The organism is Halobacillus sp. BBL2006, assembly GCF_000786645.1.
Lineage (GTDB): Bacteria > Bacillota > Bacilli > Bacillales > Halobacillaceae > Halobacillus.
Map to the genome: position 1 here is coordinate 1 of NZ_JRNX01000256.1, position 8991 is coordinate 8991.

Sequence of the window (8991 nt, forward strand, 5' to 3'; positions counted from 1 at the left end):
AAAGCAAAGAAAAATAAGGGACTAAAATTAAATTGGCAATCAAGGAAAAAGGATTAAATTCATAAAAATAATGTAGGTGAATGGGGAGAATGGAAAGTTGACTAACGAGGCAAATCAATGCACTCTGCAAAACAGGCTTGTCTATTTGTTTGAGCAACGGAAACGACAAAATCAAGCTCATTGTCACTAAAAACGAAAATTGAAAACCTACCTGGTCAATATAATCCGGCGAAATTAGAAGCAATGAGAGTGCAACAATGGAAAGAATGTCTGATAAGGGAATTTTCCACCTCGAAAAAGAGAACAGAAGGACAAGAAGAGCCATACTGGAAGCTCTCAAAACAGAAGGAGCCGCGCCTGCGAGGAGCGCATATAGAGGGAGAAAAAGAATTACAATTACCCTCGACAATTCTTTTGAAACCAGCCCAGTACGATATAAAAGAGCATACAGCCCCGCGATAGTTAAACCAACATGTAAACCTGAGATTGCCAGTAGATGCGATAAACTAAAATCCTGAAAAAACTTTACTATTTTCTCATCTAATAGCTGTTTTTCACCGAAGATCAAAGCAGACATCCACATAAAAGCCTGTGGATGAACATTTTTCTCAACAGTACTCATCAATTGCTTCCTTATTGAATAACCATAACTTAACCATGACATGCCCTCACATACGATGGCAGTTTCATCCTTCAATACGAATTGGGAAAAGACATGCTTAGAACTCATGTATTTCTGAAAATCGAATTGACCTGGATTTCTTGCCCCTTCAATCATTACTCGTTCACCATCACCACTGCATACAGCTCCATGCTTCCAGGCCAGCGGAATATCGGTCGTCTGTGTTTCGGGGTTTTTAAAAAGCACAATTAGCACTTTTTCGTCTGAGTCTTCTATTTTGCCAATCATTTGTATCGTATGAGGAGTCTCTTCTATTTCAGAAGATATTTTGAAGAAAAGTTTAGTTGCAGGTGAATCCAAAGGAGGAATTGTTACTGGAGAGAGATAATAAAACCCAAAGCCTAAAGCACTAATAAACAGGACGAGCATCATCCACTTATGTCGAACAGAATAAAGCCATAGTAAGAACAGAAGAAGCAACATACAGAATGGTAGGCTGTTGACTCGTGAAAGTACCCCGCCAATCACAAAAGCGATGACGGGGAGGTGCCACAGCCCTTTCACGTTTGTTGTTTCTCAGGAATTTCAAATAATTCCCTTGCTTTCTCTTTGAACTGTTCTACCTCAGGATCCTCATGAGCTTCTAATTTATTCAAAAGCTCACCTATAAGCTGCCGCTGTTCAAAATGAACAGGTTCTGTCTCGATTGGGACTTTTTTCGTTCTCACCCCTGCCTGCTGCAACAACTCAATTGCATAAGGATCGTTTTTATAATCCTCACTATAGTAAACCGCTTTGATGCCTGCTTGAATGATCGCTTTTGTACAATGTACACAAGGAAAGTGAGTGACATATATTTCTGCCCCATCCGTAGCAACTCCAAATTTTGCACACTGCAACAAAGCATTCATTTCTGCGTGAATGGTCCGGACACAGTGACCATCAACAACGTAGCACCCTTCATCGATACAGTGGACACCGCCTGAAACACTCCCATTGTAACCGCCTGCGATCATTCGCTTGTCCCTGACGATTACAGCTCCAACGGCTAATCTTTGACATGTACTTCTTGATTTCAATAAATAGCTTTGAGCCATGAAATATTGATTCCACGAAATGCGCTCCATTATGTAGCCCCCCCGTTCATTTTTCATTCAGTTTACCCCTTCCCTTGTTCTTGCGTCAAACCTTTCAAGGTACCCTAATATCATCGATCATGTTTTCTAAAGTTTTCTCACCTATTCCAGAGACATTCAACAAATCTTCGGCTGATCTAAAAGGACCATTTTCTTCCCTATATTGGATGATAGCCTCTGCTTTTGAAGGACCAATGCCATTTAACGATTGGACCTCTTCTACCGTAGCTTGATTAAGAATGACTTGATTATTCTTCTTCTGCGCAGGGGCTGAGCCGTCTTCTGATATTGCTCCTAAATCATTCAATTCAGAAGCATAAACATGAACGACCATTTCATCAATCAGTTTCTGGGCCAAATTTACGCTAGTTGGGTCAGCGTTTTCCGTCATTCCACCAGCTAACTGAATCACGTCATCAACCCTCAAGTTATTTTCAACAGAATATACACCAGGATTTTTCACCTCTCCTTTCACGTCTACTTTAATTATAGGCTCTGTTGATTCCAATGACTTGACGGGTTTTTGTTCTTCCTTATGAGACAAGAAATTATTTGTATTGATTTCACTCTCGGTACTCGTATGTTTAAAGAACAAGAAAGTCACTCCAATAATAATTAAAAATGTGATAAAACCATAACGTTTCACGAACTTATTCATGAAAGTAAGCCCTTCTTTCATAATTTAATTTTATTAGAATAAAAATAGTTAGGTAACTTATATAAGGGGGGATAACCTATGAAATGGGGAATCATCGGTACAGGAAATATGGGGAGTATGTTGACTTCTTCATTAGTGAGCAGTCAGGCTTTACAAGCAACCGATCTGATGATTTATAACCGATCTCCAGAAAAAGCCCTCAAGCTTCAAGCAAAATATACAGGAGTTACAGTAGCCACATCTCTAAAAGAAATACAAAGTAACTGTGATATTTTGTTTATTTGTGTGAAACCTCATCATTACAAGACGATCTTGCAAGAACTGGAGAACGACTTTACAAAACAGCAATGTCTCATTTCCATAACAAGTCCTATTTCAGTTGATGAATTGGAAGCGCGCACACCTTGTCAAGTAGCGCGAATTGTACCGTCAATTACCAATCACGCTCATGCCGGAGTCAGTCTATTTACTTTCGGAAAAAGGATAACAAAGGAAAGGAAGGAGTTGTTACTCGAAACTTTCGCAGCGATTTCCACTCCAGTGGAAGTAGAAGAAGAACATATTCGGGTAGCTTCTGATATTGTTTCATGTGGTCCAGCGTTCATCAGCTTCTTATTAAGTAACTGGATTACAGCTGCTCAAGATGTCGCAGGTATTAGTGAAGCAAAAGCAACGCAATTGACCGAGAATATGATGATTGGTCTAGGGCAGTTATTATCTAAGAAGATCTTTACACTTGAAGAATTAATGGAAAAAGTTACAGTTAAAGGAGGAGTTACGGGGGAGGGGCTGAAAGCGATGGAAAACAATTTAGGTGTATTGTTCTACGAAATGTTTAAAGCCACTCAAAGCAAACATAAGGATGACAAAGATAGTATTGAGCTGTGAAATATAAAATTCGACATGAACTTTTATTTTCCTGCAAAAAATCAAAAAAAGGAGCCGGGGCTCCCGACTCCTTTAATTTTAGTATTATGACTTTTGACAAACGAAGAATAACCGGTCTCCATTTTGAGAAGGTTGCTCTTGAAAATCAGCACAAATTCGCTTGATCTCGAACCCGGCTTTTTTCAGCCAAGCCTGTAAATTCATTAATGAATAGGCTCTCTGTTCATGCTTCTCGTCAAAACGGATATATTTTGTACCATCTTGAACGAAAAAGGTAAGATCATGAACAACACTGTTGTCAGTTTCTCCAGGGTCACAAAACCATACATAGGATAATTCATCATAGACTTCAGCAAATGTGGAACCATACAAATCTTGATGAATATGATCTATAGAATGCACATCGAATAAGAATAACCCATTCTCATTTAATGCATCGTAAACAGAAGCGATGGCACTTTTGACATCTTCTTCGTCTGTTAAATAGTTAATCACATCGCAATAGCTAATGACACAATCAAATTGACTCACACCTTCCATCTGAGTCATATCCTGATGCAGCCATTGAATATCTGATTGAGGATTTTTTTGCTGTGCCATCGATAGCATTTCTTCAGATAGATCGACTCCAGTCAATCTATACCCTTCTCCGTTCAACCGATGAGTAATTTCACCTGTGCCGCATCCAGCGTCAAGCACTGTTTTTACATGAGGATGAAATTCATTGATCATTATTTTTGTAAATGCGATCCACTCATCATAGGGAGCGTCTGCCATAAGACGGTCATATACTTGAGCCATTTGTCTATAACTCATAAATCAGCCTTCGATACCCTCAACAGCAATTGTCGAAGCATCTCCCCATAAGCGCTCTAAATTGTAATAGTGACGCTCATCTTTATGGAAAATGTGACAAACAACATCATTTAAATCAACGAGGATCCAACGTGCCTGTTCGAACCCTTCCATTCTCTTCACTTCAATTCCATTCTCTTCTGCTTGATTTTTCAATTCACGCGCAATAGCTTGTACTTGGCGTTCATTTGAACCTTCACAAATTAGAAAATAATCAGCGATTAAAGATACATCTCCCATATCTAGTACAACGATATCAGATGCTCTCTTTTCATCACACGCTTGAGCTGCTAAGGTAACTAATTCTTTACTTTCCATAGTCTTCCTCCCTTATTCATCCTATATTTATATGTCTTATTCCCATTATATTAAATTATTGTACGCATGGAACGTGTCCGGATAAACTGTTCTTTCTTTGCTGATCAAAAACACAATCGTATTTTTTAAAGCCATGGCGCATGCCCGGTCAAGACTCGTCAAAGCTTTATCCCGAACCTCATCAACCCCCGGAAAATCTCTGCCCGGCTCAATATAATCTGCCAAAAAAACAATTTTATCCAGGATACTCATGTGTTTTTTTCCCGTTGTATGGCAACGGATGGCTGACATGATTTCCGGATCATGTAATCCGATCTCCCTCTCTAACATCAAAGCTCCTACTGGGCCATGCCACAATTCATGATGGTAATCAAGTAGATCTTTAGGCAAACGTCGATCTTCACAAATCCATCGCTTCATTTCATCTAAAGGCTTATATTTAGCATAGTCATGTAGTGCAGCAGCTAGTTCTGCTTTCCTAATATCCGCTCCAAACCTTTCGGCTAGCTCAACTGCTTGATCTGCCACGCGAACGGTATGCTCGTACCTTTTCACCTTCAAATAGGGTTTAACGTAATTTAATGCTTCGTCACGAGTCAGCTCCATATATTTTATGCTCCTTTATGAAATGATAAACGGCATCCGGAACTAAATATCGCACGCTATGACCAGATAAAAGTCGCTCTCTAATAGTTGAAGATGAAATGTCAATAAGCGGAATTTCTACAAATTGAACAGGGATTTCCGGACTCCATTTGTAACCGGGCCGTTTCACTCCGACAAACTGGACAAGCTTCTTTAGTTCATCAATCTTATACCACTTTGGCAGGTGTTCGACCATATCCGCACCGATGATAAAATAAAATTCATTTTTAGGATACTGATCGATTAAATAGCTCATTGTATCGACAGTGTATGAAGTCCCCTTCCTAGTCAATTCCACATTACTTGCCTTGAAATAAGGGTTTGATTCAATAGCGTTTTCCACCATCTTCAGGCGATCATCAGCGGACACTTTTGCTTCCTGCTTATGCGGAGGCACGTGAGATGGAATAAACCATACCTCATCGAGGTGTAAATCGTTGCGAACGAATTCTGCCATCAGAAGGTGCCCTTGGTGAGGAGGATCAAAGGTCCCGCCAAGAATTCCGATCCGTTTCATATCTGTTCTCCTTTACGGCAACTGGATTTGTTTGTTCTCTTTGGATTCTTTATACAGAATTATCGTGTTTCCGATAACTTGGACAATGTGAGCGTTTGTAGCTTCCACAATTTCTTCAGCAACTTGCTTATTGTCTTCGAAACAATTCTGAAGGATGCTCACTTTGATCAATTCCCGCTTCTCGAGTGCTTCATTAATCTGTTTAGTCATGTTTTCATTTACGCCTGCTTTCCCGACTTGGAAAATTGGTTGTACATCATGAGATTCAGCACGTAAATGCTTTTTTTGTTTACTTGTTAACATTCTATACCCCTTTCAATTTCTTTTCGAACTCTTCAAGTAGACCGGATGCGTCAGGGTTCGTCTCTGTCCATATTTTGAATGCATACACAGCCTGTTGAAGAAGCATTTGGTGTCCAAAATGAAGACGAGCTCCATATTCTTTCGCTTCTTTTAAGAATCTTGTTTCCATTGGGCGGTAAACAATATCGCTTACAATGGTCCCTTTTGTCAAACGTTTGACTGGAATGATTTGTTGATCATCATTAGGACTCATTCCCACTGTTGTGGTTTGAATAACGACATCATAGTCAGACAAACATTCTGCTGCCTCGTCGAGTTTTATCGCATGAGAATCAATAGACGCTGTGCTCTGGCCAATGATATCTTTCGCACGCTGCAACGTGCGGTTTGCGATATCTATAGTTGCCACATCGTTCTTCAACAGAGCATGATAGATCCCTCTTGAAGCTCCTCCACTACCTAGAAGTAAGACACGGGCTTGATTATTGAGACAATTCGGATAATCGTTGGTCAAAGAATCAACAAACCCTGTTCCGTCTGTGTTGTATCCAACCCACCCTTTGGAAGTGTTCTTCACTGTATTGACAGCGCCTAGTTCTTTTGCGCTCTCATCTAAGTCAGCTAAATGAGGGATAATTTTTTCCTTATAAGGAACCGTGACATTAAATCCATCAAGGCCTTTAATTTCAGAAGACTGAATCTCTTCATCGAATTTTTCAGGGTTCAAATCAAATAATTCATAACTACCTTTTATATCTTGTTGATCCATCAATTGCTCATGAATCCAGGGTGACATCGAGTGGCCTACCGGGTGGCCCACTAGTCCTAGTTTCAGCAATATTGACCCTCCTAAATCAAAGATTCACGTAAGGATACTTTTACGCCTTCCGGCACGTGTGCTGTAACGGTTATATTTGCTTCCGGTACAGTGACCCAGCCCAGCCCGGAAAACACAATATCCGTTTTTTCATCTTTTATTTTAAAAGTGTGCTCCTTCATTGGTGGCAATTTATTTATCGTTTCGTCATCTGGTGGAGTCAATAACTCACCTAAGTGGTTAGCATATAAATCATCTGCATTTTCTAATTTAGTACGGTGAATGTGAAGTTCATTTGAGAAATAGCAGATGAATGAACTACGTTCTCCACTGTTAAAGTCTAATCTGGCAAGTCCGCCAAAATATAAGGTCTGTTCAGGATTTAACTGATATACTATCGGCTTGATTTCTTTCCTGGGTGTAATGACCTTCAAATCCTTATCTGATACATAATGAGCCATTTGATGACGATGAATGACTCCTGGAGTATCAAATAATGAGCTCGATTCATCCAACGGAATGTCAATGAACCCAAGTGTTGTACCAGGGAAATAAGACGTCGTAATAGCTTCTTTTACCCCAGATGTATTGGCTATCAGAGTATTAATGAACGTAGACTTTCCTACGTTGGTAGTCCCAACGATATAGACGTCCCTGCCATTCCTTAGAGTGTCAATGGAATTTGCTAATTCCTCAACTCCCTGATTTTTTTCAGCTGAAATTAAGTGGACATCTTCGACCTTCAATCCTAGTTCTTTAGCTGACTTCTTCAGCCACAGTTTCACTTTCCCTTGGTTTACCGACTTCGGTAACACATCCATCTTATTTCCGACGAGAATAACCGGGTTATTCCCAGTCAATCGTTTCAACCCAGGAATGAAGCTCCCGTTAAAATCAAAAATGTCTACTATTTGGACAACTAAGCCTTCATTTTTACTAATTTGATTAAGCATTTCCAGAAAATCATCATCCTGATAAGGGACATCCTGGACTTCATTATAATGTTTTAATCGAAAGCACCTTTTGCAGATGACATCCTCTCTTTCTAATGCAGATGCTGGTGCGAATCCTGGCTGATCAGGATTTGTCGTCTGTATTTCTACTCCACAGCCTTGGCAATGTCTTCCATTCATGAATGGTGTCTCCTCTCCCAGGTGATTTTTCCTCTTTTTCTCATCCAATCCAATATCCGGCGCTCAATTTTTCTGTTAATTCGAGTGAAAAAACCATCTGTTTCCACAATGGGAACGACCAGGATGGTATGGAAACCGGCCAAGTTCCCTCCTAGTACATCTGTAAGCAGCTGATCTCCAACTACAACGACCTCATCTTTGCTTAGCCCCATCTGTTTTTGTGCTTTTTTGAAAGCTTTGGACAATGGTTTTCTAGCACTATAAATGAATCTCGTTTCCAGTGGTTCAGAAAACAACTTCACTCTAGTTTCTTTATTATTGGATGCAATGGTCACTTGAATCCCATGGCTCTCCATTTTCTGAAACCATTCCTTAATGTCTTCCGTAGCATCTCTGACATCCCAGGCTACCAGAGTATTATCAAGATCAGTAATAACTCCTTTAACGCCTTTTTCTTTCAATTCTTTAGGATCTATATCAAAAACGCTCGGTACATGCTCATTCGGTAAGAAATTATCTAACATTACATTCACTCCATCTCATATATACCGGCAAAATCTCCTTACTCATCATATACAAAATCACTTCATGTTTCAAAATCTAATTTATTGAACTCCAAAAGAACATAATTCGTTCGACAATTACTGACACTTCTGACCTGTGGATAAGTTTATTCACAATGTCCACATGGTTACTTCGTTGTTATCACTCAATTCAAAATATTATCCATAAAGTTATCTACATTTCCTTGTAGATAACTGCCATATTGTAGGGAGTTTAAGGTCATGGTAAGGTTAAAATACGATTTCAATAAAGCAAAGAACCAACGGGAGGTGGCTGTCACATGAGTGACAGAGGTATGAAACAACTATCTGATTCCCTGTTAATACAATCTTACCACAAAGCTATTGAACTCAACCTTTCTGATGAATTTATCAATCAGATTAGAGAAGAAATTAGAGAGAGATCGATCCAGCACTTAATTAAAGATTTTGTCACTCAGGTAGGTTGAAAATTTACAAATACAAACAAAATCTTACACAGACATACAAAACCGGAACTCGCTAAGGAAGTTGAAGCGAGTTTTTTTATGTTTTTT

Annotated in this window: 13 protein-coding genes; 2 read left to right on the forward strand and 11 right to left on the reverse strand. The window is 39.5% G+C overall.

Annotation, left to right across the window (positions count from 1 at the left end):
• The 3 genes from LD39_RS08440 to LD39_RS08450 form a co-directional block, all read right to left on the reverse strand.
• On the reverse strand, positions 1 to 1186 hold a 1186-nt coding region (locus tag LD39_RS08440; protein WP_156112595.1), incomplete at its 3' end, for a ComEC/Rec2 family competence protein.
• A complete protein-coding gene (locus tag LD39_RS08445; protein WP_035545177.1) occupies positions 1183 to 1749 on the reverse strand; it encodes a ComE operon protein 2 in 567 nt (188 codons plus the stop codon). The genes LD39_RS08445 and LD39_RS08440, both read right to left, overlap by 4 nt.
• Before the next feature lie 64 nt (positions 1750 to 1813).
• A complete protein-coding gene (locus tag LD39_RS08450) occupies positions 1814 to 2416 on the reverse strand; it encodes a helix-hairpin-helix domain-containing protein (RefSeq protein WP_035545161.1) in 603 nt (200 codons plus the stop codon).
• A 78-nt stretch (positions 2417 to 2494) separates the two neighbouring features.
• Here LD39_RS08450 and comER point away from each other — a divergent pair, with 78 nt between their 5' ends.
• A complete protein-coding gene (gene comER, locus LD39_RS08455) occupies positions 2495 to 3304 on the forward strand; it encodes a late competence protein ComER (protein ID WP_035545163.1) in 810 nt (269 codons plus the stop codon).
• A gap of 84 nt (positions 3305 to 3388) precedes the next feature.
• On the opposite strand, the gene LD39_RS08460 is transcribed toward comER, so the two are convergent.
• Genes LD39_RS08460 through LD39_RS08495 form a run of 8 tightly spaced genes read right to left on the reverse strand, consistent with a single transcriptional unit; the run spans position 3389 to position 8416 of the window.
• Positions 3389 to 4120: a class I SAM-dependent methyltransferase gene (locus LD39_RS08460; protein WP_035545164.1), complete on the reverse strand. Its 732-nt coding sequence runs from the start codon at positions 4118 to 4120 to the stop codon at positions 3389 to 3391.
• Between the two features lie 3 nt (positions 4121 to 4123).
• Complete coding sequence (rsfS, locus tag LD39_RS08465; RefSeq protein ID WP_035545166.1) at positions 4124 to 4477, reverse strand: ribosome silencing factor; 354 nt, start codon at positions 4475 to 4477, stop codon at positions 4124 to 4126.
• Between the two features lie 45 nt (positions 4478 to 4522).
• Complete coding sequence (gene yqeK / locus LD39_RS08470) at positions 4523 to 5083, reverse strand: bis(5'-nucleosyl)-tetraphosphatase (symmetrical) YqeK (RefSeq protein WP_081988385.1); 561 nt, start codon at positions 5081 to 5083, stop codon at positions 4523 to 4525.
• A complete protein-coding gene (locus LD39_RS08475; RefSeq protein WP_035545168.1) occupies positions 5067 to 5639 on the reverse strand; it encodes a nicotinate-nucleotide adenylyltransferase in 573 nt (190 codons plus the stop codon). The genes yqeK and LD39_RS08475 overlap by 17 nt, the downstream gene beginning before the upstream one ends.
• A 12-nt stretch (positions 5640 to 5651) precedes the next feature.
• A complete protein-coding gene (gene yhbY / locus LD39_RS08480; protein ID WP_035545169.1) occupies positions 5652 to 5942 on the reverse strand; it encodes a ribosome assembly RNA-binding protein YhbY in 291 nt (96 codons plus the stop codon).
• Between the two features lies 1 nt (position 5943).
• Complete coding sequence (aroE, locus tag LD39_RS08485; RefSeq protein ID WP_052158781.1) at positions 5944 to 6780, reverse strand: shikimate dehydrogenase; 837 nt, start codon at positions 6778 to 6780, stop codon at positions 5944 to 5946.
• Between the two features lie 11 nt (positions 6781 to 6791).
• The gene (yqeH, locus tag LD39_RS08490; protein ID WP_035545173.1) at positions 6792 to 7892 is read right to left on the reverse strand and encodes a ribosome biogenesis GTPase YqeH; all 1101 of its coding nucleotides are present in this window, start codon (positions 7890 to 7892) and stop codon (positions 6792 to 6794) included.
• Complete coding sequence (locus tag LD39_RS08495) at positions 7889 to 8416, reverse strand: YqeG family HAD IIIA-type phosphatase (RefSeq protein ID WP_035545176.1); 528 nt, start codon at positions 8414 to 8416, stop codon at positions 7889 to 7891. Before LD39_RS08495 ends, yqeH begins: the two co-directional genes overlap by 4 nt.
• 320 nt (positions 8417 to 8736) lie before the next feature.
• On the opposite strand from LD39_RS08495, the gene LD39_RS22055 reads away from it, so the two are divergent.
• Positions 8737 to 8904 carry a sporulation histidine kinase inhibitor Sda gene (locus tag LD39_RS22055; RefSeq protein ID WP_231572543.1) on the forward strand — a complete coding sequence of 56 codons (168 nt, stop codon included), beginning with the start codon at positions 8737 to 8739 and terminating at the stop codon, positions 8902 to 8904.
• Positions 8905 to 8991 lie beyond the last annotated feature (87 nt).

What these genes read in the sequence shown, in the direction of transcription:
- LD39_RS08445 (WP_035545177.1), bottom strand. Translation starts at nt 1,749, where the DNA reads ATGGAGCGCATTTCGTGGAATCAATATTTCATGGCTCAAAGCTATTTA.
- LD39_RS08450 (WP_035545161.1), bottom strand. Translation starts at nt 2,416, where the DNA reads ATGAATAAGTTCGTGAAACGTTATGGTTTTATCACATTTTTAATTATT.
- comER (WP_035545163.1), top strand. Translation starts at nt 2,495, where the DNA reads ATGAAATGGGGAATCATCGGTACAGGAAATATGGGGAGTATGTTGACT.
- LD39_RS08460 (WP_035545164.1), bottom strand. Translation starts at nt 4,120, where the DNA reads ATGAGTTATAGACAAATGGCTCAAGTATATGACCGTCTTATGGCAGAC.
- rsfS (WP_035545166.1), bottom strand. Translation starts at nt 4,477, where the DNA reads ATGGAAAGTAAAGAATTAGTTACCTTAGCAGCTCAAGCGTGTGATGAA.
- yqeK (WP_081988385.1), bottom strand. Translation starts at nt 5,083, where the DNA reads ATGGAGCTGACTCGTGACGAAGCATTAAATTACGTTAAACCCTATTTG.
- LD39_RS08475 (WP_035545168.1), bottom strand. Translation starts at nt 5,639, where the DNA reads ATGAAACGGATCGGAATTCTTGGCGGGACCTTTGATCCTCCTCACCAA.
- yhbY (WP_035545169.1), bottom strand. Translation starts at nt 5,942, where the DNA reads ATGTTAACAAGTAAACAAAAAAAGCATTTACGTGCTGAATCTCATGAT.
- yqeH (WP_035545173.1), bottom strand. Translation starts at nt 7,892, where the DNA reads ATGAATGGAAGACATTGCCAAGGCTGTGGAGTAGAAATACAGACGACA.
- LD39_RS08495 (WP_035545176.1), bottom strand. Translation starts at nt 8,416, where the DNA reads ATGTTAGATAATTTCTTACCGAATGAGCATGTACCGAGCGTTTTTGAT.
- LD39_RS22055 (WP_231572543.1), top strand. Translation starts at nt 8,737, where the DNA reads ATGAGTGACAGAGGTATGAAACAACTATCTGATTCCCTGTTAATACAA.